Origin of the sequence: Hydrogenophaga sp. (genome assembly GCF_019635465.1) — a bacterium.
Taxonomy (GTDB): Bacteria; Pseudomonadota; Gammaproteobacteria; order Burkholderiales; family Burkholderiaceae_C; genus Hydrogenophaga.
Window position 1 is genome coordinate 112,220 of sequence record NZ_JAHBZK010000006.1, and the last position, 24,099, is coordinate 136,318.

Consider the following 24,099-nt stretch of genomic DNA (forward strand, 5'->3'; position numbering starts at 1 on the left):
AGCCCCGTGCCTCAGACTGACGGCCCATGCGACTGCTGATTCTTGAAGACGACCCCCTGCTCGGCGATGCCCTGAGCACCGGCCTGCGCCAGGCCGGTCACGTGATCGACTGGTTCCGCGATGGCGACGAGGCCGATCAGGCCATTCGATCAGCCACCTACGACGCCATCGTGCTCGACCTCGGCCTGCCCCACACCGACGGCCTCGTGTGGCTGCGGCGCTGGCGCGAGCGCGAGGTTCACCTGCCGGTGCTCATCCTGACGGCGCGCGACGGCGTTGACCAGCGCATCGCCGGTCTGGACAGCGGCGCGGACGACTACCTCATCAAACCCATCACGGTCGAGGAACTCGCGGCGCGGCTGCGCGCCATGCTGCGGCGTTCCACCGGCCGGGCCCAGACGGAGTGGGTGCATGGCGCACTGCGCTTTGACCCGGCCACCCGGCAAGTGCATTGGCGCGATCAACCCGTGGAGCTCACGCCGCGCGAAACGGTGCTGCTGGAGACCTTGCTCAAGCACCCGCAGCGCGTGCTGTCGCGCGCGCAACTGCAGGAGCAGCTCTACGACTGGAGCGGCGGCGAGCCCGAGAGCAACACGCTGGAGGTGCACGTGCACCACCTGCGGCGCAAGATCCATTCGGGGGTGGTGCGCACGGTGCGCGGCGTGGGCTATGCGCTGGGCGCGGCCGACACCGGGGGCGAGGCGTGAGCATCCAGCGGCGGCTGCTGCTGTACCTGCTGATCTGCGCCCCCCTGGTCTGGGCCATCGCCTTCGCCATTTCGGCCGCCGGCGCGCGACACGAGGTCAACGAACTGTTCGACACCCAACTGGTGAGCATGGCGCGGCAGGCGCACCTGATGGCCTCGGCCCAGGCCTGGCAGCGCGGGGATGCGGGCGAGGCGCCACCGTCGCCGATGCTCAATGGCGAAGGCGATGCCGACCTGCAAGACCTGGCGGTTGCCGTCTGGGACCGCGAAGGGCGAGCGGTGCTGCTCGACCACGAAGGCGCCCAACTGCCCTGGCGTTCCGGGGCGATCGGCTTTGACAACCTGGTGCTGCAAGGGCACGCCTGGCGCATCTACTACCTGTCGATACCGCAAAGCGGCCGGATGGCGGCGGCGGGCCAGAAGATGCACGAGCGCGACGAACTCGTCTGGGGCCTGGTGGGTGGACAGCTGTTGCCCTGGCTGCTGGTGTTGCCGGTGCTGCTGGTGGCTATGGCCTGGGCAGTGCGCGTGGCGCTGCAGCCGATGCGCGAACTGACCGACGAACTCACCTCGCGCCGCGCCGACGATCTGCGCCCGGTCTCGCTGGAGCGCGCGCCACGCGAACTGCACCCCATGCTGAACGCCATGAACGGCCTGTTCACCCGCGTGGACGACACCCTGGCGCGCGAACGCCAGTTCACCGCCGACGCCGCACACGAGTTGCGCACCCCGATCGCGGTGCTGGCCGCGCAATGGGACGTGTACCGCGGCGCACGCAACGACGCCGAGCGTCAGCGCGCGGGTGGCGCGCTCGACAGCGGCTTGCGGCGCATGGCGCGGCTCATCGACCAACTGCTCGGCCTGTCGCGCCTGGACGCCACCGAGCGCCTCAAGGCGCCGCAGCCGCTGGCTTGGGAGCGCGTCGTCGAACAGGCGATGACCGACGTGCTGCCGCTGGCCGAGCGGCGTCAGATCGACCTGGGCTGCGAGTGGGCCGAGGGCGGGCCGTCGGCGGCGCCGCCCTGGCTGGGCGACGACCACCTCATGACCCTGTTGTTGCGCAACCTGCTCGACAACGCGGTGCGCTACGCACCCGACGGCAGCGCCGTCACCCTGAGCTTCGGGGCCCAGAGCCTGTCGGTGGACAACCCGGCGCCGCCCGGGCTGTCGGCCAGCGACATGGCCAACTGGGGTGAGCGCTTTCACCGCCCCGACGGTCAGCCCGAGAGCGGCAGCGGCCTGGGCGTGTCGATCGCCCAGCGCATTGCCACCCTGCATGGCCTGGCGCTGCGCCATCGCCTGTCGGCCGATGGCGCGACCGTGATCGCCGAACTCAGCGCGCGTTGAGTCTGGCCATCAAGGCCTTGACCTCATCGCGTCGGCCGGCATCGGCCAGCTCGCGCCCGGGGCGTGCCGGTGCGGCCAGTGCGCGCTCCAGGTAGGGCATGGCCTGCTCGGCGCGGCCGGTGTCGGCCAGCAGATCGGCGTAGAAGAAGTTGGGGTCGATGCCGTTGGGGTTGAGCGCCAGCGCCTGCTTGATCAAGGCCTCGGCCTTGGCCTTGTCGCCAAAGCCGATGGGCCAGCCGGGGACCTTGTGGTACAGCACGCCGAGGCTGGCGTAGGCCGAACCATCGAGGGCCTTGCCGTCGATGTCGATGGCCTTCTCGTACAGGGAGCGGGCCTGCTTCACCAGCGACAGCGCGCCCAGACCCCCACGCTCGGCCGCCCAGGAGCTGAGGATGATGCCCTCCCACACCAGTGGCTCACTGCGCCCGGCATACAGCGTGCTGGCCTCGTGCGCCTTGGCGCTCAGCGTCTCGAAGCGTTTCTCGCGCTCCTTGGCGGGCGCCTGGTAGCGGATGCTTTCCCAGTCGTGCTGCAGGGCGACGACCGCGTCGTCCACCGGCGCGGCGTGCGACCACATGGGCAAGGCCAGCGCCAGGGCGCCGAGGAGGGTGTTGGCGCGAATGGCCAGGCTGCGTTTCATGGGGTGACTCCTTCGGAAGGGGTGGCGAACAGGGCGTCGCGGTGCTTGCGAAACCCGCCGTCGATGAGCGGGCCCAGTGCGCCGTTCAGGCGCACGGCCAGTCGTTCGGGAAAACCGATGTGGCGTTCGGCCGCGCCGCTGCGCAGCAGGGCGAGCAAGGCCTCGGCCACCACCTCGGGCGGGTCGCTGGCGGTGCCGGTGGCCTGGTTGAAGGCGACGCTCTCGGGGCTGTTGAACGCCGTCTGCGTGGCGCGTGGACCCAGCCACTGCACGCTGACCGGGCTGCCCGCCAGTTCGCGGCGCAACGCTTCGGCAAAGCGGTGCAGGCCGGCTTTGGTGGCGCCATAGACGGCCGAGCCCGGAATGCCGATGCGCCCCAGCGCCGAACCCACGAAGACCACGCGGGCGTCGGGCAACTGGTGCAGGTGCGGCAGCAGGGCCTGCGTGAGCGCCATGGGCGACCACAGGTTGATCTGCAGCACGCTGGCCGTTTGCTCGGCCGGCTGCTGACCGAACGCGCCGAACGCCGGCACGCCCGCGGCGTGCACCACGGTATCGGCGCCCCAGGCGATGGCCGCGCGCGCCACGCGGTCGATGTCGGGCGCCAGCGTGAGGTCGCCTTGCAGCCAGGTCTGGGGTTCGGCGGGGTCGCCGGCCACCGCGCTGCGCTGGCGCCTGGCCACGCCCATGGTGCGTGCGCCGCTGGCGTTGAGTGCCTCGACCATGGCGCGACCGATGCCGCCACCGGCACCGGTGATGAGGATGCGTCGTTGGTCGAGCTTCACGCGATGGCCTCGGTCGGTCGGGCGGTGGTGCCCGATGGCGTGGCGGCACCCGCCCCCGCGCCCGCATCTGTGCTCGATTGCGGCAGCGGCAGGCTCAGGAACACGTTGCGGTAGAGCGCGTAGAACACATTGGCCGCGTGCACGATGGCTTGCTGGTCGACAGGTGCGTCAATGCGGTCCATCAGCAGCTCGAAGTGCGCGGTGTGCTCCTGGTCCAGCGTGCCGTGCGAGCGCAGGTAGCTGAAGCCGGCATCGGGCAGGCCCAGCGGCTTCTGGATGGCGTCGGCCGCCAGCAGCGCCAGCGAAACGCTGGTGCCTTCGAGCACATGCACCATGCCGAAGAAGCCCAGCGGGTTGCCACGGCGGATGGTGTCGTAGGCATAGGCCACCATGACCTCGGTGGCCACGCCCGGCGGGCCGTGGCGCACCGCCTCGGCGTCGCCACCGCAGGCCGCGATGTCGCTGAGGATCCATTCATCGTGACCGGCTTCCTCTTCGATGTACTCGTCCAGCGCGGCGTCCAGCCAGCGGTGGTGATCGGGCAGCGCGGCCTTCATGGCCTTGAGCAGCGGCACCGTGTGGCGCACGTGGTGGTAGGCCTCGCGCAGAAAGGCCAGGTAGCTCGGCACGGACACCTGTCCGCCCAGGGCGCCGCGGATGATGGGTGTGTCCAGCAGTTGCTGGCGGGCGGGGGTGGTCTGTTCAACCAGTGTCTGGTGAAAGTGCATGGGGTCTCCCGGAAAGCGGTGAGGGGTCTGATCAGGCGGTAGGCGCTGGGTCGGCCAGCGGGCTGCAAAGGCAGGGCCCGTGCACGGCCAGCATGCGATCGCGCACCGGTCGACCGTTGGCGGTGAACAGGCCGCGGGCCATGTCGCGCGCGAGGTCGCTCACCACCCACCGGTCGATGCGCGCGTAGTCGGGCAACTGGGCATTGGCCTGCGCAACGGCTTGCGCGACGCCACCCTGTGGCAATGAGCGGGCCAGGGGCGAAGGCCAGATCACCGCGCTCAGCGCGGGCTGCCCGTCGCCCATGACCACCGCCATGGCGATGGCCGGCTGGCTGGTCAACACAGTCTCGACCCACTCGGGCGAGACGTTGCGGCCATACGAGGTGATGAGCACGTGCTTGCGGCGACCGTCGATGTGCAGGAAGCCGTCGGCGTCGATGTGGCCCAGGTCGCCGCTGGGCCACCACTCGGGCACGGGGGTCGGGTCGCCCAGGTAGCCCAGCATCAGGCTGCCTCGCACCTCGATTTCGCCGTCGTCGGACACCCGCAGTTGCGCGTGCGGCAAGGCACGGCCGGCGCAGCCCGCGCGGCTGGCACCCGGCAGGTTGAGCGTCTGCACCGATGCACCTTCGGACAGGCCATAGCCCTCATAGGCGGGGATGCCCAGGGCGTGGGCCTGGGCGAGCAGGGTGGCACCGACGGCGGCGCCGCCGACCGCGACGAACTTGAGCGAGTCACTGGCGCGCTGGCCGCTCATGGCGAGATAGGCCACCCAGGCGCGCAACATCTGCGGCAACAGGATCACGCTGTTGGCCTCGTATGACCGAATGGCCAGATCGAACACCGCCGGGTCGAATTGCGACGACCCACTCAGTCCCACCGCCTGGCTGGGCAGGCTGATGACCGTGGCGCCTTGCTGGCGCGCCGCCATGGTGCCGGCCACGTTCTCCAGCAGCACGGCATAGGGCAGCACGCTCAGGTGGCGCTCAATGCCCAGGGGGCCCAGCACTTGCACCAGGCCATTGGCCACCGCTCGCAGCGCGTCGCCGCCCAGGCACACGCCTTTGGGCTGACCGGTGGTGCCCGAGGTGAAGGTCAGCTTGGCCGTGCCGGCCGGCATGGGCACGGGGTCGGCGTCGATGGTGGCCACGCTGACAGGCTCACCGGCCAGTTGCTGGTGTGTCCAGGTGAGTTGCGGCCACAGGGCACTCAGTGCCGGGCTGGCCACCAGCAGGTCCACACCGGCCGCGCGCAAGGCGTGCTGGGTCTGTGCCGGGGTAAAGAAGGGCGGCAGCGGCACGTGCACCGTCTGCGTGGCCAGGGCCGCCTCGTCCAGCGCAATGAAAGCGGCGCCGTTGTCGAGAAGGCTGGCCAGCACGCGCACCCCGGTGCGCTGCAGCAGACCGGCCGCTGCGTCCACTTGCTGTTGCCAATCGGCGGCCCGCCAGGCGGCCGATGCGGTTTGCACCACCATGCTGTTCATGTGCGTGCCCCCCTGCGCTGCAAGGCTTGCATCGCCAGTTGCAGCTGACCCGCTTGCACCAGGGGGCGGTGGTTGTAGTAGCTGCCCCAGTCACCGGCGTGTTCGCCCAGCTTGTCCGGATCGGCCACGCCCAGGGCCAGGGGCGCGACGCCCATGCGCACGAACAATTGCCGCAGCTCTTGCGTCAGGGTGCTCACGATCCACTCGAAACCTTCGCGGGCCATGAGCGGCGCCATCATCAGAATGAGGCGCCGCCCTTCGCCGGCACGCGCGGCGGCCAGATGGCCCACCTCGGCAATGCGCCCGCGCGGCACGGGCGCGTCGCCCGCGCCTTGCAGCCGCGCTTCGATCGGCCCATCCAGGTAGCGCTCCAGAAACAGGGGCCCGGCATCGGCCGCGCGGTAGCCGGCAGCGGCCACCAGCGCGCCGCTCGCGTCGTGCAGACCCAGCAGCACCGGGGCAAAGTGCCGCACCTCGGCGCCGAAGCGCTCGTGAAAGATCTGCCGGATGAAGGCTTCGACCGCGGGCCGCCCGGCATCGCCGGGCAGGTACTCGCTCAGGTGGTGCTGGGCAGGTGGCGTCAAGCCCGCGGGGTCGGGGTGCGTGCGCAAGGCAGCGGAACAGGTCATTCGAGGTCCCATGCACCTGGGGTCAGGTGCCGTTGTCGAAGCCACTGTCGGCCGGCGCGATTAACCCGTGCTTAATGGCCGACCCCAACCGTCCGTCGGCGCTGGGCGGAAAGCCCGAATTGGCACTCAAGTACCCCGCTTTTCCACCGATAGCACCGGTGAGCCCCCAAAAAGTCGGGGGTGTAGTCCATTGGGGAATTGCCATGATCCCGTCCAACAGCCCGTCGTCCGTGAACTGGACAGCGCCCACCGCGCCGGTGGCCACAGCCGTGCCCGCCGTGATGGCGGTGGCGCCCGCCGCGCCCGCCTCGCGCGATGCCCAGCCCGGCCTGGAGCAGCAACGCCGCGGCCAGGCCCGTGCCGTACAGGCGCGCGATGCCCAGGCTGCGCAGGCCGAGCGCGACAGGGCGGCCGACAACGCGCAAGTGTCTGCCACCGAGCGCGAAGCCCGTGCCGAGCGCCAGGCGCTCGAGCGGGACCGGGCCGCGCAACGCGAGCAGGAACAGCACGCCGCCATGGAGCACTTGCGCCAGGCTCTGCGCAAGGTCTGGGACGCCAGCGGTGCGGTGGTGGAACAGGCCCTGGCCCGCGAGCAGGATCCGCAGGGCAGCGCCGGTGCGCCAAGGGTGCGGTCGGTCGATGCCTACGAGGCACCCACCGATGCGGCACCGCGGTCAACGGGTTTGAGCAAGCGCGTCTGATACCGGTTGCGCTGAAACAAAAAAGGGGCCCTCGGGCCCCTTTTCTGTTGGGTGGGTGCTTCGGGCTCAGGCCACTGTTTCGGGTTCGAAGGCCGGCAGTGCAGCGAGCGTGTCGCGCACATCCACGGCCAGCGTGTCCTTCAGGGGGCGCAGCGCGTTCAGGTCGCCCGCGGTGCCGGCCTTTTCGAGCTGGGCCGACACATCCACCAGGGCGCGCAGCCCGAGCAGCATGCACGAGCCCTTGAGGCGGTGGGCCTGGTAGACGATGGCGGTCACGTCTTCGTCCTGCAGGGCCTTCTGCAGCAGGGGAACCGTCGCGTCCGGGCCTTTGAAAAGCATGTCCAGCAGTTCGGACATCATGTCCGGCGGCATCATGGCCAGCAGCTGGCCGTGCACGTCGGCGTCGATCAGCTGGTGCGGGCTGCGCGCCATGCGCAAGGTCTGCATGAGTTCAGCAGGCTGTGTATCGCCGCTGTCGAGCAGGCCGCAGCGGCGCAGCGCGCGACGCAGGTCGGCTTCCTGCAGCGGTTTGGGCGCGAACTGGTTGACGCCGGCCTCCACGGCCTGCTGCCGGGTGTCGTTCACCACGTCGGCGGTCACCATGATGATGGGCACCTCGCCGGCGGGCGCGGGCAGGGCGCGGATCTCTTTTGTGGTGGCCATGCCGTCGAGCAAGGGCATGTGGTAGTCCAGCAGCACCGCATCGAAGGACTCACGCGCCAGCAGTTGCAGGGCTTCGAAGCCGTTCTCGCAGAACACGGCCGAATGGCCCATGCGCTCGATCAGCAGGTTCATGTACTTGAGGTTGACCGGGTGGTCTTCGGCCACCAGAAGGCGAAGCCGGCGCGTCGGGTTGGCGTGGCGCTTGTCCCAGGCTGCGTCGTCGAGCAACACCACCTGCTCGGCCGAGGGGGCGTCCACACGCGGGAGGCTCAAGGTGACGGTGAACACCGACCCCTTGCCGGGCTCACTGGTGACGGCGATGTCGCCGCCCATCATGCGTGCCAGCGTGCGCGAGATCTCCAGACCCAGGCCCGTGCCGCCGACGCGGCGACGCAGCGAGTTGTCGGCCTGGTAGAAGCGGGTGAACAGCTGGTGCACCGTCTCCATATCCATGCCGATGCCGGTGTCCTGCACCGTCATTCGAATGCCATCCTTGAGCGAGGCATCGGCTTCCAGGATCACGCCGATGCTGCCCTGGCTGGTGAACTTCACTGCGTTGTTGACCAGGTTCAGCAGGATCTGGCGCACGCGCGTCGCGTCGGCCATCACCCAGGTGGGCAGGTCGGCGTCGCACAGGCAGCTCAGCGTCACGTTCTTGTCGCGCGCCATGGGCTCGAGCAGGTTCACCACTTCGTTGGCCATGCTGGCCAGGTTGACCTGGGTCGGCGAGAGCTTGAGCGTGCCCGACTCGATGGTGGACACGTCCAGGATATCGTTGATGATGCCCAGCAGGTGCTGCGCCGAATCGACCGCGGTGCCCACGTAGTCGCGTTGCTGGCTGGTCAGGCGCGAATCCTCCAGCAGCTTGAGCATGCCCAGCACGCCCTGGAACGGGGTGCGGATCTCATGGCTCATGTTGGCCAGGAACACGCTCTTGGCGTGGTTGGCGGCCTCGGCCTGGTCCTTGGCGGCGGCCAGCTCCTGGCTGAGGCGTTGCAGGTTTTCGTACTGGCGCGCCTGGTTGCGGATGTGGCGCACCAGTACACCCACGAACAGCAGCATGGCCACCACCTGTGCGGCGGCCAGGCCGATCAGCAGCAGGCTTTGCCGGCGCAGCTGGTTGTTGCGCTCGTCCACGTAGCGGGCCACGGCGCGGTTGGCTTCGCGGGTCAGCTCGCCCAGCTTGGGGTTGAGCACATCGATGTGTTCGTCCAGCGCCTTGAGACCGACCAGGTTGATCAACAGCTGATCGGGCTGGGCGAACAGGGGCTCGGCCACCTTTTCCATGGCTTCGATCTCCTGCAGCAGGGGACCAAAGCCCTGCCAGGAATCGAGCAGGTCACGGCGGGGAATGTCGGTGAGCAGCTTGACGCGGCTCAGGAAGATTTCGTGGCGTTCGAACAGGTCGTCGGCCGTCACACCGGGCCCCTGGTGGAGGGCCTCGTCGATCACGGTGTCCAGGCGCGAGAGCTCGCGTTCGAGCTGGTAGGCCTGCCACATGATGGAGTCCACCTGGCGCGCATCGGTGTCCTGCAACATCTGCCACTGGCGCCACTGGATGAAGCCCAGCGGGGTCAGGGTCAGGATGAGCAGGACGCTGATCGCCAGGGTCCACTTCTGTGGGCCCCAGCTGGCGAAGCCGGTGGGTGGACGGTTCATTCGACGCTCATGCGCTTGAGTTGCCAGATGGAACGCTCGTAGTAGGTCGAGCTGCGCAGCTCGGCCTTGCTGTCGAACGGATACACCACGAACAGCGGCCCCTTCTCGCGCACGGCCATCGGCTTGTCGTCGAGCAGGCGGGCCACGATCACGCCCTCGGCCGCGTCGGCCATGGGGATGGTGATGGTGTAGTCGTTGATTGCGCTGGCATGGATGGTCTTGCCCTTGGCCTTGACGGCCGCGAGCAGGTCGGACAGCAGCGGGCCGGTGAACTTCACCGGGCGGTCGTACCAGGGTGTGTTGGTGGTGAAGCTGTGCTGGGGCAGCGACTCCAGCAAGGCCATGTCGAACACGGCGTCCTTGCCGCGGTTGGCCTGCTCGATGCTGCCGCTGACGGTCAGGATCACACGGCCCTTGGGCGCGGGCAGGCCGTCGGCGAAGGCGGCGCCGGACAGGCCGGAGAGGGTCAGGCAGATGCCCAGCGTGAGCGCGTGGCGACGGGAGAGAAAACGAAGGTTCATGAGAAGGTTCCTGAGCGCGTTGGCCTCAGATGCGGTGGCGCACGCCGGCGGGTGCGCTGGCCAGGCGGGCCAACACCGCCGGCGCAATCTGGTTGAGGGGCAGCACTTCGTGCGCTGCACCGTGCTGGATCGCCATGCGGGGCATGCCGAACACGACGCAACTGGCTTCGTCCTGCACATAGTTGTAGCTGCCGGCGTCCTTCATCTCGCGCATGGCGGACGCGCCGTCGGCACCCATGCCGGTGAGCATGATCCCGATGGCGTTGGGGCCGATGACGCGCGCGGCGGACTTGAACAGCACCTCCACCGACGGGCGATGGCGGTTCACGGGTTCGGTGTCTTCCACCACGGCCACGTAGTTGGAGCCGCTGCGGTCGATGCGCAGGTGGCGGCCACCGGGCGCGATGTACGCATGGCCCGGCAGGATCCGTTCGCCGTCGCGTGCCTCGGCCACGCGGATCTTGCAAAGACCGTTGAGGCGCGTGGCAAAACTGGTGGTGAAGCCTGGGGGCATGTGCTGCGTGATCACGATGGCCGGGGAGTCCGCTGGCATCGGTACGAGCACTTCGCGAATCGCCTCGGTGCCCCCGGTGGAGGCGCCGATGCAGATGATCTTCTCGGTCGACACGCGGGGCAACGGGGTCGAAGGCCGGGCGTGCGATACGCCCGCGGCATGGTTCACGTCGGGCGTGGCGGGCCGAGCAGCGGGCGCCAGGCGGCGAATCTGCGCGGCCGCGGCGACGCGAATCTTGTCGACGATGTCGTGCGCCAGTTCGTTCAAGCCGTGGCTCACACCGATGCGCGGCTTGGCCACGAAATCGATGGCGCCGAGCTCAAGCGCGCGCATGGTGATCTCGGCACCCTGCTCGGTCAGCGTGGACACCATCACCACGGGCATCGGGCGCAGGCGCATCAGGCGCGAGAGGAACTCCAGCCCGTCCATGCGCGGCATCTCGACGTCGAGCGTGATGACGTCGGGGTTGAGCTCACGGATCATTTCGCGCGCAGCCAGCGGGTCGGCTGCGGCGCCCACGCACTGCATGTCGGCCTGGCGGTTGATGATCTCGGCCAGGAGGCTGCGAACCAGGGCCGAATCGTCTACCACCACCACTCTGATCTTTGCCATCGCCAATGTCCTCTCTTATGCCTGCGCCTTGTCGCGGGGCACCGCGGAACCGGCTTTGCCGGGCCTCTGGTGCCGCCCCCTTGAGGGGGTCGCGCGCAGCGCGGCGGGGGTGTTCTTCAAAAAAGGTCGACAGAGCCGCCAGCCGTGGAATTGACCACCGTCGCTGCACTGCCCTTGCGCTCCTGTGTCTCCAGTGCCTCGTTGTTCGCGGTGGCCAGGCGTTTGACCATGGCCTTGCCGGTGGACGGGAAGAAGCACACCTTGCGCGGGTGCACGTCCAGCACGTCCTTGGACACCACGGCGATGCGTTCGGTCTGCAGGTAGTCCAGCACGAACTTGGTGTTGCGCTCGCCCACGTTCATGGTGGTGAAGCTGCTCATCACCGCGCCGCCGCCGAACACCTTGGCCTGCATGGTCTCTCGGCGGGCGCCCTGCTTCATCAGTTCGTTGATGAGCAATTCCATCGCGTACGAGCCGTAGCGGCCGCCCGAGTCGCTGCCGCCCTCGGGCAGCATGAAGTGGTTCATGCCGCCCACGCGCACGCGCGGGTCCCAGATGCAGGCGGCGATACACGAGCCCAGTACGGTCATGACCACCAGGTCCTCGGCGCTCACGTAGTACTCGCCCGGCAACACCTTGACGGCGTCGCTGCGGAAATGCGGGTCGTGGAAGAAGAACGAGGCCTCGCCCGGTTTGGGCGTGCGGCGCTTGAGTTCATCGACGCGCGAAACCACGCCGGCAGCCGGCATCACGCGCGGCAGGCTCATGCGGTTGAGCGGGGTGACGTTCAGGCTAGAGGCGCTCATAGACCGTCTTGCCTCTCAGTGCAAACAGGTTGCGCGCGTCGCTGAAGTTCTCGGCGTGGCCGACGAACAGCGTGCCGTTCGGGCGCATGACGCGGTGGATGCGTTCCAGCACCGCGCGCTGCGTCTGCGCATCGAAATAGATCATCACGTTGCGGCAGAACACCACGTCGAAGGTGTCGCGCAGCGGCAGGTCGTGAATCAGGTTGACCGACTGGAAGCTCATGTGCTTCTGCAGCTCGGGCTTGACGCGCATGTAGCCGGCGTTGGCGCCCTTGCCGCGCAGGAAGAAACGTTGCAGCCGCTCGGCCGACAGGCCCTTGTTGCCATCGGTCTTGTAGACACCGCGCTGCGCGGTGGCCAGCACCTTGGTGTCGATGTCGCTGTTGACGATCTCGTAGTTGCCATTGGCACCCAATATTTCGGCGCAGGTCATGGCGATCGAGTAGGGCTCCTCGCCGGTGGAAGCGGCGGAGCACCAGATGCGCCAGGCGTGACCGGGTTTGGCGCGCAGCAACTGGGCCAGGGCGTCGAAGTGGTGCGACTCGCGAAAGAACGCGGTGAGGTTGGTGGTCAGCGCGTTGATGAACTCCTGCCACTCGGCGCCGTCGTGGCGTTCGAGCCAGTCCAGGTAGCTCTTGAAGCTGCCGTGACCGGTCTCGCGCAGGCGGCGCGAGACGCGGCTGTAGACCATGGCGTGCTTGCCGTCGTGCAGGCTGATGCCGGCCTTCTTGTAGATCAGCGCCTTGATGCGCGTGAAGTCGTCGTCGGACCAGACGAATTCGCGTCCTTCGGCCACCGGGCCGTCGTCGGCCGGCAGCGGCATGCGGGGCGGCACCTGGACGGCGGGTCGGCGAGGCGTGGCGGACGTGAGCATGGCGATCGAACCTCGAAGAGTCGGGCCGGAGTGCCGGCCCTGCAATCAGTGCCTGGAGCGGCGAACCAGAGACGAGGTGTCGAGGATCAGTGCGACCTTGCCGTCGCCCAGGATCGTGGCACCGGAGATGTTGGACACCTTGCGGTAGTTGCTCTCCAGGTTCTTGATCACCACCTGCTGCTGGCCGAGCAGTTCATCGACCATGAGCGAGACGCGTTGGCCTTCGGCTTCGATCACGACCATGATCGGGCTGCCGGCACCGTGCTCGAAGCGCGGCACGTGGAACACCTGCTCAAGCTCGATCACCGGCATGTATTCCTCGCGCACCTTCACCACGCGGGCGCCTTGCGCCATGGTGTTGATGTCGGCGGCCTTGATCTGGAACGATTCGATGACGCTGGCCAGCGGGAGGATGTAGACCTCGTCGGCGACGCGCACCGACATGCCGTCCATGATGGCCAGCGTGAGCGGCAGGCGCACCGAGACGCGCATGCCGTAGCCCTCGGCGGAGTCGATCTCGACCGTGCCACCGAGTGCGGTGATGTTCTTCTTGACCACGTCCATGCCGACGCCGCGGCCCGACACGTCGGTGACCTGGTCGGCGGTGGAGAAGCCGGGCGCGAAGATCAGGTTCCAGACCTCGGCGTCGCTGAGCGAGTCCGGCGCGTCGATGCCTTTTTCGCGGGCCTTGGTCAGCAGCTTCTCGCGCGACAGGCCCTTGCCGTCGTCGCGCACCTCGATGAGGATGCTGCCGCCCTGGTGGGTGGCCGACAGGGTGATGGTGCCGGTCTCGTTCTTGCCCTTGGCGCGGCGCTCGTTCGGCATCTCGATGCCGTGGTCGCAGCTGTTGCGGATCAGGTGCGTCAGCGGGTCGGTGATCTTCTCGACCAGACCCTTGTCGAGTTCGGTGGACTCGCCCTGCGTGACCAGCTCGACCTTCTTGCCGAGTTTGGCGGCCAGGTCGCGCAGCATGCGCGGGAAGCGGTTGAACACCACCGACATCGGAATCATGCGGATCGACATCACGGCTTCCTGCAGGTCGCGCGTGTTGCGGTCGAGGTCCGCCAGGCCGGCCAGCAGCGGCTGGTTGGCGTTGTTGTTGTCGAGCTCGCGGCTCTTTTGCGCCAGCATGGCCTGGGTGATGACCAGTTCGCCGACGAGGTTGATGAGCTGGTCGACCTTGCTCACCGACACACGCAGCGTGCTGGACTCCATGCCGGCGCTGGCCGCGGCGGCGGCCGCCTTGGCGTCCACGGTGGGCTTGGCTTCTTTGCGGGCCGGGGTGCCCGGGCTGCCGGGCAGGCCGGGCGAGCCCTCGAAGAAGCCGTAGTCCTTGCCCTCGGTGGCTGGCGGCATCGGCACCTTGCCGTGCACCACGTCGCCGGCGGCGTGGATCTGGATCTGCTCCTTGCTCACGTGGAATGTGAACAGGTCCAGCAGTTCGTTGTCGGTGGCAGCGGTGCGGGCGCGGAAGACGCGCTTGCCCGGCTGGTCGCAGGTCAAGGCCGTGACGGTGCCCAGGCCCGGAATGTCGCGGAACAGCTCGGCGATGCCGTCGGCCTGCGCGGGGTTGTCGATCGGGCCGATGTGGATGTCGATCTCGCGCTCGACCTTGGCGTTCTTGCCAGCGGGTGCGGCAGCGGGCGCAGCCACCGGTGCGGCCTCGGCAACCGGTGCGGGTGCGGGGGCTTCGACCACAGGCGCAGGAGCAGGGGCCTCTGCGGGTGCGGCGGCGACGGCGTCGGGCACGTCCTCGCTGTTGGCCAGTGCATAGATGCGGGCCACCAGGTTGCCGGTGTCGGGCGGGGTGCTGCTGCGACCCTGGTGCACGGCGAGCTGGCCGCGCAGGGCGTCGCTGGACTCGAGCAGCACGTCGACCATGGCGGTGGTGGGTTTGAGTTCGTGGCGGCGCAGCTTGTCCAGCAGCGACTCGGCCTGGTGCGTGAGCTCGGCCACGTCGGCAAAGCCGAAGGTGGCGGCACCGCCCTTGATGGAGTGCGCGCAACGGAAGATCGCGTTGAGCTCTTCGTCCTCGGCGGCTTCCACGTCCAGCGCGAGCAGCATCTGCTCCATCTGGTCGAGGTTTTCACCCGCCTCTTCAAAGAAGATCTGGAAGAACTGGCTCAGATCGATGTCGTTGCCGAGGTGTTGACCCTCGTTCATCATGTCGCCCATGTGTCGGCTCCTGGAATGCTTGGTCGTGGGGGGCTCAGCGAATGACCTTGTTGATCACTTCGATCAAACGGCCCGGATCGAATGGCTTGACCAGCCAGCCGGTGGCGCCCGCGGCGCGGCCGGCCTGCTTCATGGCATCGCTCGACTCGGTGGTCAGCACCAGGATGGGCGTGTTCTTGAACTTGGGGTGATCGCGCAGCTTGCGCGTCAGCCCCAGGCCGTCCAGGTTGGGCATGTTCTGGTCGGTCAGCACCAGATCGATGGAATGTGTCTGGGCCTTGTCCCAGGCATCCATGCCATCGACGGCCTCCACCACGTGGAAGCCAGCACCCGTCAGGGTGAATGAAACCATTTTTCTCATGGACGCCGAATCGTCGACGGCAAGGATGGATCGCATGGGTCTCTCCGTTCTTCGGGGTGATATCGACGCCCGGCGGCGGTTCTTGAACAGGCTTAAAAAAGCTCGACGGAACCGGCGTCCATCTCGCTCTGGGTGACGGGGCTGGGCCGCTCTGGCATGGGGTCCAGGTTGAGCGGCACTTCGTCTTCTTCGGGGGCCATGGCCTGCTCGGCCAGACGCCAGGCACAGCCTTTGAGCATCTTTCCGGTGTGCACCAGCAACTGGGTGGCCATGTCGTGAAACTGCAGCTCCGTCACGGCCTGGTGCAGGCCCTCACGGATGCGGCCGAGGTCGTCGCCGCTGACGCTGGCCAGCTTGGCCAGGTCGCGGTTGGCATTGCCGAAACGCTCCAGCAGGTTGCCGGTGGCGTGGTCCAGCAGGCCTTCCAGGCGCTGCAGGTCGGTCATGGCCATGAGCAGTGAGTCCTGCAGGTCGGCCACCAGCGACACGGGCAGCGTGACCGAAGGCGCAGTCGGCAGCGGTGTGGTGGGCTCCATATGGTCAGGGCTACGGGTTGGGGTACTAGAATTCTCGGCAGGGTCGCCCTCGGGCTATCGACCGAAAACGGCCCGAATTCAGGCCCTAATCCCCATCCATCCGATGACCGGTCCCGGTTCCGAGACTGAACAGCGCCCCGTTCGAATCCTTCACCTGGAGGACTCGCGGGTGGACCACGCGCTGGTGAAGTTCGCGCTGCAGCGCAGCCAGTTGCCCAACGAAATCACCCTGGTGGACTCGCTGGACGACTTTCGCCGTGAACTGCAGAGCGGGCAGCACGACATCGTGCTGGCCGACTACCACCTGCCCGGGTTTTCGGGCATCGACGCCTGGGAGGTCGCGCGCGAGCTGGATATCGATATCCCGTTCGTGATCCTGTCGGGCGCCATCGGCGAGACCGCCGCCGTGGACGCCATGCACCGTGGTGTGAGCGACTATCTGCTCAAGGACAGCATGCACCGCCTGGCCCACGTGGTGCAGCGCGCACTCGAGGTGAGCGAGACCCGCAAGGCCAAGGACCGCGCCGACAGCGAGCTGGGCGAGTCACGCCAACGCCTGGCCGAACTCGCCGAGCACTTGCAGACCAGCATCGAGCAGGAGCGCGCCGACATTGCGCGCGAGATCCACGACGACATCGGCGGCGCGCTGGCCGCCGTCAAGCTCGACCTGGCCTGGGTGGGCCGGCGTGCCGCCGACGCGGAGATGCAGCGCCACGTGACCTCGGCCATGGAGATGCTGCAGCACGCCCTGGGGGCCAGCCAGCGCATCATGATGAACCTGCGCCCGCCCATCCTCGACCAGGGCCTGGTGGCGGCGGTGCAGTGGCTGGCCAACGCCTTCGAGCGCCGCACGGGCCTGCGCGTGGCGGTGAGGCGCAGCTCGGAGCGCATCGAGGTGCTGCGCGAGGTGCAACTGGTGGCCTACCGTACCGCGCAGGAAGCGCTCACCAACATCAGCAAACACGCCCAGGGCGCCTCGCAGGTCGAAATCGACCTCAACGACGGCGAGGGCGTGCTCACCCTGGAGGTGAGCGACAACGGTCCCGGCATGAGCACCGGGGCCCTGCGAAAAACGAAGTCGTTCGGCCTGCTGGGTCTGCGCGAGCGGGCACAGAAGGTGGGCGGCTGGCTCGACGTGAGTTCCAGCTCGCGCGGCACGTCGGTGATCCTGTCGGTGCCGCTGCCGCGCACCGCCGAGGTCCCCGCCCCCAAGGAAGCCCATGATCAAGGTGATTTTGTGTGACGACCACGCCGTGGTTCGCCGCGGCATCCGCGACACGATCAGTGAAGCGGTGGACATCCAGGTCGTCGGCGAAGCCGGCAGCTACCCCGAATTGCGCGAGCTCATGCGCAAGACGGTGTGCGATGTGCTGGTGCTGGACCTGAACATGCCTGGTCGCGGTGGCCTGGAAGTGCTGGCCGCCCTCAAGGACGAGGGCTCCACGGTCAAGGTGCTGGTGGTGTCCATGTACCCGGAAGACCAGTACGCCATCCGTTGCCTGCGCGCGGGCGCGCGTGGCTATGTGAACAAGGCGGGCGACCCGGCCGAGCTGGTGGGCGCCATCCGCGTGGTGCAGCAGGGGCGCAAGTTCGTCACCCCCGAGGTGGCGCAGATGCTGGTCGACACCCTGAGCGCGCCCGAGACCGAGGAACTGCACGCCAGCCTGTCCGAGCGCGAACTGCAGACCCTGCAGAAGATCGCCTCGGGCAGGAAGCTCTCGGACATCGCCGAGGAACTCATGCTCAGCCCCAAGACAGTGAGCGTCTACCGCGCACGCGTGCTGGAGAAGCTTCACCTTTCCAACAACGCCGAACTCACGGTGTACGCGATTCGCAACGGCCTGGTGTGAGGCCAGGCCGGCTCAGGCGCTGGCCACTTGGGTCGACGCCACGCGCTGCGTGAAGCGCAAGGGCACGCCGCGGCGCGCACCGAACCACAGGCGAAGGCCCACAGCCACCCCCAGCACCAGCAGGTGCATGGCGGCGCTCACCTCCCGGCTGGCCTCGGGTGCCATGGCCCAGCGGTAGAAGGTGAATGCGAACGTGCCGTGCACGGCGGTGAACAGGCTGCAGACACAGGTGATGTGCCAGTTGAGCCACCAGTTGGGCAGCAACGGGGCGCGCAACCAGGCAAACCGCACCATCAGCGCGCCATGGAACAGACCCACCCACGACAAGACCGTGGGCACCGGGTCGCCCGAAGCCAGGCCTGCGGCCAGCACCACGGCCCCGAGTGCCAGCAGCAGTGGCCCCAGCACCTTGAAGTGCAGGCCGCGAAAGCGCGCTGGCTGCTCGCGCCAGCGGATGGCCGTCCAGGCCAGCATCGTCACGGTGGCCAGGCACAGCGACAGGTAGGTGAACTGCACCACCCGCGCCGGGTTGAACGGCCCGGCCTGCAGAAAAAGCAGCGGCCCGACCGACAAGGCGACCGCCAGCAGGCTGATGAAGAACGGGCGGCCCCAGCGCTTGTGGCGCTCGCTGCCCTTGCGGCTCAGCAAGGCCCCCCAGAATGTCAGCAGACCCACCGATCCCAGCAGAATGTGGACCCACATCGCTTGCTCATGTGTCATGGCGCGCTCCATTGAAAAGGGTTAACGTGCGTAAAGCTATCACGCAAGGTTTACGCTTGTAAACCTCCGTTCGTCCAACCCCTTGTCCGCCAACAACCCAGACCCTGCATGGCCAGATCGATTTCCGAAGACACCCGCAATGCCCTGCTGGAAGCCGCTTGGCAGCGCATGCGCGAGCCCGGTGGCATCGGCGCGGGCATGGCCGAGCTCGCGGCGGCGGCGGGCGTGTCGCGCCAGGCCTTGTTCTATGCCTTCGGCAGCCGCCCGGGCCTGCTGGTCGCCATGGTGCGCCACCGTGACCAGCAGACCGACCATGTGCGGCGCCTGGGCGAGATCGCCCGTGGCGGTGGCGCCGACGCCGACACCTTGCGCGCCTACACCGACGTCTGGATCGACTACCTGCCCATCGTCTACCCCGTGGCCTACCAGTTGGAGACCGGCGCCGACACCGACCCCGACATCGCGCTGGCCTGGAACGACCGCTTCGTGAACCTGGGCGTGCGGCGGGGCTACGAACTGATCCTGGGCCGCATGGCGGCGGCGCGCTCGCTGCCTGCGGGCGCCGACACCGCGTGGCTGGCCGACCTGTGCCTGTCGCTGGTGGTCCCCAGCGCCTGGCACCTGCTGGTCACGCAATGCCTGTGGACGCCCGAACGTTTTCGCCAATCCAGACACCAGTTCATCCAGGCGGCCATCGCTGCCCCCATGCCATGAGTCCCTCCCCATCTGTCGTGCGTCGCAGGCTGCTGCCCTGGCTGCTCATGTCGCTCCTCTTGCTCGGCGCCTGCTCGCGCAGCGACCCCGAACAGGAGCTGTTGAAGACGGCGCAGGCCCTGCAGACCGCCATCGAAGCGCGCAACACCGGCGACGTGATGGCGCTGGTGGACGAGCACTTTCGCGGCGGCGGCGGTCTGGACCCGACGTCCACCCGCCGTATGCTCACCGGCATGTTTCTGCGCTACCAAACCATCAAGGTGGTGGCGCTCGCGCCCAGCGTGCGCATCGACCCGGCCGCGCCCACGCTGGGGTACATCGAATCGCCGGTGGTGGTGACCGGCGCCCAGGGCCTGATTCCCGAGCGGGCCGAACCCTACACCGTGCGCACCGAATGGCGCCTGGTGGCCGGCGACTGGAAGCTCAGCGACCTGCGCTGGGAGTAAGAGCGGCGTCAGGCTGGGTGCCGCCTGTCGTCGGCTACTCGCCGTCTGTGACCGGTAGCACGCTTACAAGGATCCTCGGCTTCAGGGCAAGTCCCGGGCGCCGATAGCCGTTCGGTGAGCGGGCGCGCCTGAGGGCATGCCGGCGGCTTGCACACGTTGCCGCTCGCCGCATGCGGCAACGTCCAGCTTTGCCCTCTGCGGTGATGCACCCAAACCATCACACAACATGAAGCAACTGGCCCAATTCAAGATCGGTACGCGCCTGACCCTCGGGTTCGGGCTCCTGATCGCGCTGATGATGACCCTGGCCGTCGTCGGTTACACCCGTACCAAATCCATCGCCAACGACATCGAGCTGATCGTGCACGATCGCTTCGTCAATGTGTCGTTGGCACACCGCATCGAAAACGAAGTCAACAAGCAGCTGCGCGCCATGCGCACGGCCATGATCGCCCGCGATGCGGCGGTGATCGAGCAGGAATTGCACAAGATGGAGGCCTCGGCCCCGGTCGCTGCCGATGCGGTGCGCCAGCTGGAGGCCTCGGTTCACAGCCCGCAGGGGCGCGAGTCCCTGGCTGCGCTGGAAACCGCGCGTCAGCGCTTCCGCGAAGAAGAAGCGCGTGTGGTGAGCATGATCCGCGCGGGCCGGCACGATGAAGCCCGCAACGAACTGCTGCAGATCGTCCTGCCGTTGCAGACCACCTACCTCAACGCCATCGAAGCCTTCGGTGAATCGCAGGTCAAACAGATGGAGCAGTTTGGCGCCGAGGCCGCGGCCATGGCGCGCCAGGCCGAAATGTTGGCGGTGGTGCTGGCGATCACGGCATTGGCGCTGGCGCTGGTGGTGGCCACCGTGCTCACCCGCTCGATCACTGTTCCCATCCACAAGGCCGTTCGCGTGGCGCGCACCGTGGCCGGCGGCGACCTCACCTCACGCATCGAGCCCCGGGGCCGGGACGAGCTGGCCGAGCTGCTGGGTGCGCTGCGCGACATGAACGAAGGTCTGGTGCGCATCGTGCGCGAAGTCCGCGACTGCAGCGATTCCATCGCCACCGGCTCGCACCAGATTGCGGTCGGCGGGGTCGACCTGTCGCAGCGCACCGAAGAGCAGGCCTCCAGCGTGCAACAGACCGCGGCATCGATGGAGCAGATCTCCACCTCGGTTCGCCACAGCGCCGACACCTCACGCACCGCCACCGAACTGGCCCGCAACGCCAGCGCCGTGGCCGCGGACGGCGGGCAGGCCATGGCGGGCGTGGTGTCCACCATGGGCGCCATCACCGACAGCTCGCGCCGCATCGCCGACATCACCAGCGTGATCGACGGCATTGCGTTCCAGACCAACATCCTGGCGCTCAACGCAGCGGTGGAAGCCGCACGTGCCGGCGAGCATGGCCGCGGCTTCGCGGTGGTCGCAGGCGAGGTGCGAACCCTGGCCCAGCGCGCCGCCACCGCTGCCAAGGACATCAAGGGCCTGATCGGCGAGAGCCTCGACCGCGTCGAGGCCGGCTCCCAGCAGGTGGAGCAGGCCGGCGCGACCATGGGCGACATCGTGGCCCAGGCCGGCAAGGTGTCGGAACTCATTGGCGAACTGGGCGCAGGCTTTGAAGAGCAGTCGCGCGGCATTGGCCAGGTCAACGACGCGGTGGGCCAGATGGACCAGGTGACGCAGCAGAACGCAGCGTTGGTGGAAGAGTCGGCCGCCGCTGCCGAGAGCCTGCGCCTGCAGGCCAGCCGCCTGACCGAGCTGGTCGGCACCTTCCGCCTCGCGGCCTGAACGGCCGGTCCTTGGCCGACGGTCAGCCGGTGAACAGCGCCGTCGCCACGCGCAACAGCGCGGTGATGGGCGTGTCCAGCATCGGCAGCGTGAAGGCAATGCCGATGAGGCCGGCCGACAGCGTGATCGGAAAACCGATGGCAAAGGCGTTCATCTGCGGCGCGATGCGCGAGACGAAGCCCAGCACCACGTTGATGAAGATCAGCATGCCGATCAGGGGCAGCGCGATCCACAGGCCGTAGCGAAACACCACCGTCCCCAGCTCGTGCAGGCGCATGGTGTTGATGGCGTCGAGCGCGCCGCCGCCAATGGGAAAGGTGGTGAAGCTGGCCACCACCGCCTGCAGCAGCATCAGGTGGCCACCCATCACGACGAAGAGCAGCATGGTGGTGTTGCCGAAGAAGCGCCCCACGGTGCTGGTCTGTGCGCCCGTGGTCGGGTCGAAGAAGCCGGCAAAGTTCAGCCCCATCTGCAGGCCCACCAGTTCGCCCGCCAGTTCAACCGCGGCGAACACGATGCGCACCGCCAGCCCGATGGCCAGGCCGACGATGACCTGCTGCAGCAGCACCTCCAGTGCGCCCGCGTCGTTGAGGCCCACCACCGGTTGCGTGCCCAGCGTGGCCTGCGCGCACACCGCGATCAGAAAGGCCAGCGCCACGCGCGAGCGCATCGGCACCGAGCGCGCCGAGAAGATCGGGGCGCTGGAGAACACCGCCAGGATGCGCACGAACGGCCACAGCACGGGCGACACCCATGCCATGAGTTGCGCTTCGGTAAAGGTGATCATGCGCGGGTGCCGCGCGCCGTCAGACGGCGTACTGCGGGATCGACAGGATGGTCGTGCGGATGAAATCGACCAGCGTGGTCAGCATCCAGGGCCCGGCGATGGCGAACACCGCGATGGCGGCCACCAGCTTGGGCACGAAGGCCAGTGTCTGCTCGTGAATCTGCGTGATGGCCTGGATCAGGCTGACCACCAGGCCGACGCCAAGCACGGTGAGCAACACCGGCGCGGCCACCGACAGCAGCAGGAAGAGCGCGTTCTGGCCAAAGGTGAGGGCGGCTTGGGGTTCCATGACGGTCCTACTGGGCGAAGCTGGCCGCTAAAGAGCCAATGAGGATGTTCCAGCCGTCCGCAAGCACGAACAGCATCAGCTTGAAGGGCAGGGCCACCAGCACCGGCGAGAGCATCATCATCCCGAGCGACATCAGCACGCTGGCCACCACCATGTCGATGACCAGGAAGGGGATGAAGATCATGAAGCCGATCTGGAAGGCGGTCTTGAGTTCGCTGGTCACGAAGGCAGGCACCAGCACCCGGAACGGCGCCTTCTCGGCGGTGACGTCGGCCGGCAGCTTGGCCAGGTTGGCGAACAGCTCGAAGTCGGACTGACGCGTCTGCTTGAGCATGAAGCTGCGCATCGGCGCTTCGGCGCGTTCCAGCGCTTGGTCGAAGCTGATCTCGTTGCGCGAATAGGGGGCGTAGGCGTTGCTGTAGACCTGGTCCAGCGTCGGACCCATCACGAACAGCGTGAGGAACAAGGACAGACCCACGACCACCTGGTTGGGCGGGGCCGACTGCGTGCCCAGCGCCTGGCGCATGAGCGAGAGCACGATGACGATGCGGGTGAAGCCCGTCATCAGCAGCAGCACCGCCGGCAGGAACGACAGCGCGGTGAAGAACAGCAGCGTCTGGATCGGCACCGAATAGCTGGTGCTGCCCGAACCCTGACCCACCACCAGCGGCAGCGAGGGGCCTTGCGGCGTGGGCAGCGGTGCGTTCTGCGCCCAGGCGCCGATGGACAACAGGCCCAGCGCCAGGAACAGCGCGAGCGCGCGCAGCACGGCGCTGTCGATGCACCAATCAGCGCGACGATCGGCGCGACGGTCAGCGCGGCGCATCGTTCGGGCCCTTCACCAGTTGTTGCGCAAGACGGGCCGCGAAGCCACCGGCGGCCACCGGTGCGGCGGGCGCGGCGGTGTCCGCGGGCAGTGCGAGTTGGTGCAGCGTGTTGACGCTACCGGGCGCCACACCCAGCACCAGGCAGGTGGCGTCTGCACCCTGGCCCACCTGCAGCGTGACGACACGCTGTTGCGGCCCCAGCGAAACGCTGGACAGCACCTTGAGCGCCGGGCCCTGCTGACCGGGCACACCCGGCAGACCCGGCATGCGACCGCGCGCCCACTTCAAGGCCCAGGCAATGCCCACCATCAAGGCGAGCAGCACCAGCGCGGGCCAGGCGTTCTGCAACATTCAATCGCTCCCTGCTTCTCTTGATGTGTTGGGTGGTGTGCGGGGCTTCGTCCAGAGACACCGCGGAACTGGCTTTGCCAGGCCGCTGGTGTCGCCCCCTCCCAGGGGGGTGGCGCGAAGCGACGCGGGGGGTCGTTATTTCCTGCTCAGGCGCTTCATGCGCTCCGAGGGGGTCACGATGTCGGTCAGGCGGATGCCGAACTTGTCGTTGACCACCACCACCTCGCCTTGCGCGATGAGGTAGCCGTTGACCAGCACGTCCATGGGCTCACCGGCCAGCGCGTCGAGTTCGACGATGGAGCCCTGGGCCAGCTGCAGGATGTACTTGATCGGCACGCGCGTGCGGCCCAGTTCCACGGAGAGCTGCACCGGGATGTCCAGCACCATCTGGATGTCTTGCGACGGGGCGCCGGCACTGCCCGCGCCGCCCGCGCCGGCATGCACCGGCGTGTGGTCGGCGTCGAAGGCGGGCGCGCCCTCGTTGGGGTCGACGGTGGCGGACTGCTCTTCGAGGGCTTGCGCCCATTCGTCGGCGATGGCGTCCTGGTTCGGTGCGTCGGTAGACATGGTCGTTTCTCCTGGAGAAAGCGTTCGTGTG

27 protein-coding genes are annotated in these 24,099 nt (G+C 68.0%); 8 read left to right on the plus strand and 19 right to left on the minus strand.

Annotated features, from left to right (window positions below; genetic code table 11):
- Positions 1-26 precede the first annotated feature (26 nt).
- A complete protein-coding gene (locus KF871_RS07045) occupies positions 27-707 on the plus strand; it encodes a response regulator (protein ID WP_291140029.1) in 681 nt (226 codons plus the stop codon).
- Complete coding sequence (locus KF871_RS07050) at positions 704-2,053, plus strand: histidine kinase dimerization/phospho-acceptor domain-containing protein (RefSeq protein WP_291140031.1); 1,350 nt, start codon at positions 704-706, stop codon at positions 2,051-2,053. The genes KF871_RS07045 and KF871_RS07050 overlap by 4 nt, the downstream gene beginning before the upstream one ends.
- Here KF871_RS07050 and KF871_RS07055 read toward each other — a convergent pair.
- From KF871_RS07055 to KF871_RS07075, 5 genes are read right to left on the minus strand one after another with little or no spacing between them, the layout of a single operon-like run.
- Positions 2,040-2,693: a hypothetical protein gene (locus KF871_RS07055; protein ID WP_291140033.1), complete on the minus strand. Its 654-nt coding sequence runs from the start codon at positions 2,691-2,693 to the stop codon at positions 2,040-2,042. The two genes, KF871_RS07050 and KF871_RS07055, sit on opposite strands and share 14 nt — an antisense overlap.
- A complete protein-coding gene (locus KF871_RS07060; RefSeq protein WP_291140035.1) occupies positions 2,690-3,478 on the minus strand; it encodes an SDR family oxidoreductase in 789 nt (262 codons plus the stop codon). Before KF871_RS07060 ends, KF871_RS07055 begins: the two co-directional genes overlap by 4 nt.
- Positions 3,475-4,206: an iron-containing redox enzyme family protein gene (locus KF871_RS07065; protein WP_291140037.1), complete on the minus strand. Its 732-nt coding sequence runs from the start codon at positions 4,204-4,206 to the stop codon at positions 3,475-3,477. Before KF871_RS07065 ends, KF871_RS07060 begins: the two co-directional genes overlap by 4 nt.
- Before the next feature lie 31 nt (positions 4,207-4,237).
- Positions 4,238-5,689 (minus strand): AMP-binding protein, encoded by a 1,452-nt coding sequence (locus KF871_RS07070; protein WP_291140039.1) that lies wholly within the window; start codon positions 5,687-5,689, stop codon positions 4,238-4,240.
- The gene (locus KF871_RS07075) at positions 5,686-6,318 is read right to left on the minus strand and encodes a thermostable hemolysin (protein WP_291140041.1); all 633 of its coding nucleotides are present in this window, start codon (positions 6,316-6,318) and stop codon (positions 5,686-5,688) included. Before KF871_RS07075 ends, KF871_RS07070 begins: the two co-directional genes overlap by 4 nt.
- A gap of 203 nt (positions 6,319-6,521) precedes the next feature.
- Here KF871_RS07075 and KF871_RS07080 point away from each other — a divergent pair, with 203 nt between their 5' ends.
- A complete protein-coding gene (locus tag KF871_RS07080; protein WP_291140043.1) occupies positions 6,522-7,019 on the plus strand; it encodes a hypothetical protein in 498 nt (165 codons plus the stop codon).
- A 66-nt stretch (positions 7,020-7,085) separates the two neighbouring features.
- Here the strand turns inward: KF871_RS07080 and KF871_RS07085 are convergent, their stop codons facing one another.
- The 8 genes from KF871_RS07085 to KF871_RS07120 all read right to left on the minus strand — a co-directional run bounded on the left by KF871_RS07085 (position 7,086) and on the right by KF871_RS07120 (position 15,740).
- Positions 7,086-9,341 (minus strand): ATP-binding protein, encoded by a 2,256-nt coding sequence (locus KF871_RS07085; RefSeq protein WP_291140045.1) that lies wholly within the window; start codon positions 9,339-9,341, stop codon positions 7,086-7,088.
- On the minus strand, positions 9,338-9,862 hold the full coding sequence (locus KF871_RS07090) for a hypothetical protein (RefSeq protein ID WP_291140047.1): 525 nt from the start codon (positions 9,860-9,862) through the stop codon (positions 9,338-9,340). Before KF871_RS07090 ends, KF871_RS07085 begins: the two co-directional genes overlap by 4 nt.
- A 25-nt stretch (positions 9,863-9,887) precedes the next feature.
- Positions 9,888-10,988 carry a chemotaxis response regulator protein-glutamate methylesterase gene (locus KF871_RS07095; protein WP_291140049.1) on the minus strand — a complete coding sequence of 367 codons (1,101 nt, stop codon included), beginning with the start codon at positions 10,986-10,988 and terminating at the stop codon, positions 9,888-9,890.
- Positions 10,989-11,104: 116 nt separating this feature from the next.
- Positions 11,105-11,755: a chemoreceptor glutamine deamidase CheD gene (gene cheD / locus KF871_RS07100; protein WP_291140250.1), complete on the minus strand. Its 651-nt coding sequence runs from the start codon at positions 11,753-11,755 to the stop codon at positions 11,105-11,107.
- A gap of 25 nt (positions 11,756-11,780) precedes the next feature.
- Positions 11,781-12,617 carry a CheR family methyltransferase gene (locus tag KF871_RS07105; RefSeq protein WP_291140252.1) on the minus strand — a complete coding sequence of 279 codons (837 nt, stop codon included), beginning with the start codon at positions 12,615-12,617 and terminating at the stop codon, positions 11,781-11,783.
- 96 nt (positions 12,618-12,713) lie between these two features.
- Entirely contained in the window at positions 12,714-14,843 is a 2,130-nt protein-coding gene (locus tag KF871_RS07110) for a chemotaxis protein CheW (protein ID WP_291140051.1), read from the minus strand.
- A gap of 34 nt (positions 14,844-14,877) precedes the next feature.
- Positions 14,878-15,240 (minus strand): response regulator, encoded by a 363-nt coding sequence (locus KF871_RS07115; protein ID WP_291140053.1) that lies wholly within the window; start codon positions 15,238-15,240, stop codon positions 14,878-14,880.
- Positions 15,241-15,296: 56 nt separating this feature from the next.
- A complete protein-coding gene (locus KF871_RS07120) occupies positions 15,297-15,740 on the minus strand; it encodes a hypothetical protein (RefSeq protein ID WP_291140055.1) in 444 nt (147 codons plus the stop codon).
- Positions 15,741-15,843: 103 nt separating this feature from the next.
- Between KF871_RS07120 and KF871_RS07125 the strand changes: the two genes are divergently transcribed.
- Positions 15,844-16,983 (plus strand): ATP-binding protein, encoded by a 1,140-nt coding sequence (locus KF871_RS07125; RefSeq protein WP_291140057.1) that lies wholly within the window; start codon positions 15,844-15,846, stop codon positions 16,981-16,983.
- Entirely contained in the window at positions 16,961-17,590 is a 630-nt protein-coding gene (locus KF871_RS07130; RefSeq protein WP_291140059.1) for a response regulator transcription factor, read from the plus strand. The genes KF871_RS07125 and KF871_RS07130 overlap by 23 nt, the downstream gene beginning before the upstream one ends.
- A 12-nt stretch (positions 17,591-17,602) precedes the next feature.
- Here the strand turns inward: KF871_RS07130 and KF871_RS07135 are convergent, their stop codons facing one another.
- A complete protein-coding gene (locus KF871_RS07135; RefSeq protein ID WP_291140060.1) occupies positions 17,603-18,310 on the minus strand; it encodes a hypothetical protein in 708 nt (235 codons plus the stop codon).
- 108 nt (positions 18,311-18,418) lie between these two features.
- Between KF871_RS07135 and KF871_RS07140 the strand changes: the two genes are divergently transcribed.
- The 3 genes from KF871_RS07140 to KF871_RS07150 all read left to right on the plus strand — a co-directional run bounded on the left by KF871_RS07140 (position 18,419) and on the right by KF871_RS07150 (position 21,247).
- Entirely contained in the window at positions 18,419-19,024 is a 606-nt protein-coding gene (locus KF871_RS07140) for a TetR/AcrR family transcriptional regulator (RefSeq protein WP_291140062.1), read from the plus strand.
- On the plus strand, positions 19,021-19,470 hold the full coding sequence (locus KF871_RS07145; RefSeq protein ID WP_291140064.1) for a hypothetical protein: 450 nt from the start codon (positions 19,021-19,023) through the stop codon (positions 19,468-19,470). The genes KF871_RS07140 and KF871_RS07145 overlap by 4 nt, the downstream gene beginning before the upstream one ends.
- Positions 19,471-19,696: 226 nt before the next feature.
- Positions 19,697-21,247: a methyl-accepting chemotaxis protein gene (locus tag KF871_RS07150; RefSeq protein ID WP_291140066.1), complete on the plus strand. Its 1,551-nt coding sequence runs from the start codon at positions 19,697-19,699 to the stop codon at positions 21,245-21,247.
- Between the two features lie 22 nt (positions 21,248-21,269).
- Here the strand turns inward: KF871_RS07150 and fliR are convergent, their stop codons facing one another.
- The 5 genes from fliR to fliN all read right to left on the minus strand — a co-directional run bounded on the left by fliR (position 21,270) and on the right by fliN (position 24,068).
- Positions 21,270-22,034, minus strand: a complete 765-nt coding sequence (gene fliR / locus KF871_RS07155; protein WP_291140068.1) for a flagellar biosynthetic protein FliR — start codon at positions 22,032-22,034, stop codon at positions 21,270-21,272.
- Between the two features lie 19 nt (positions 22,035-22,053).
- On the minus strand, positions 22,054-22,323 hold the full coding sequence (gene fliQ / locus KF871_RS07160) for a flagellar biosynthesis protein FliQ (protein ID WP_291140070.1): 270 nt from the start codon (positions 22,321-22,323) through the stop codon (positions 22,054-22,056).
- Positions 22,324-22,330: 7 nt separating this feature from the next.
- The gene (fliP, locus tag KF871_RS07165; protein ID WP_291140072.1) at positions 22,331-23,149 is read right to left on the minus strand and encodes a flagellar type III secretion system pore protein FliP; all 819 of its coding nucleotides are present in this window, start codon (positions 23,147-23,149) and stop codon (positions 22,331-22,333) included.
- On the minus strand, positions 23,136-23,501 hold the full coding sequence (locus KF871_RS07170; protein ID WP_291140074.1) for a flagellar biosynthetic protein FliO: 366 nt from the start codon (positions 23,499-23,501) through the stop codon (positions 23,136-23,138). Before KF871_RS07170 ends, fliP begins: the two co-directional genes overlap by 14 nt.
- Before the next feature lie 135 nt (positions 23,502-23,636).
- Positions 23,637-24,068, minus strand: coding sequence for a flagellar motor switch protein FliN (gene fliN / locus KF871_RS07175; protein WP_291140076.1), 432 nt, complete (start codon positions 24,066-24,068; stop codon positions 23,637-23,639).
- Positions 24,069-24,099: the final 31 nt, after the last annotated feature.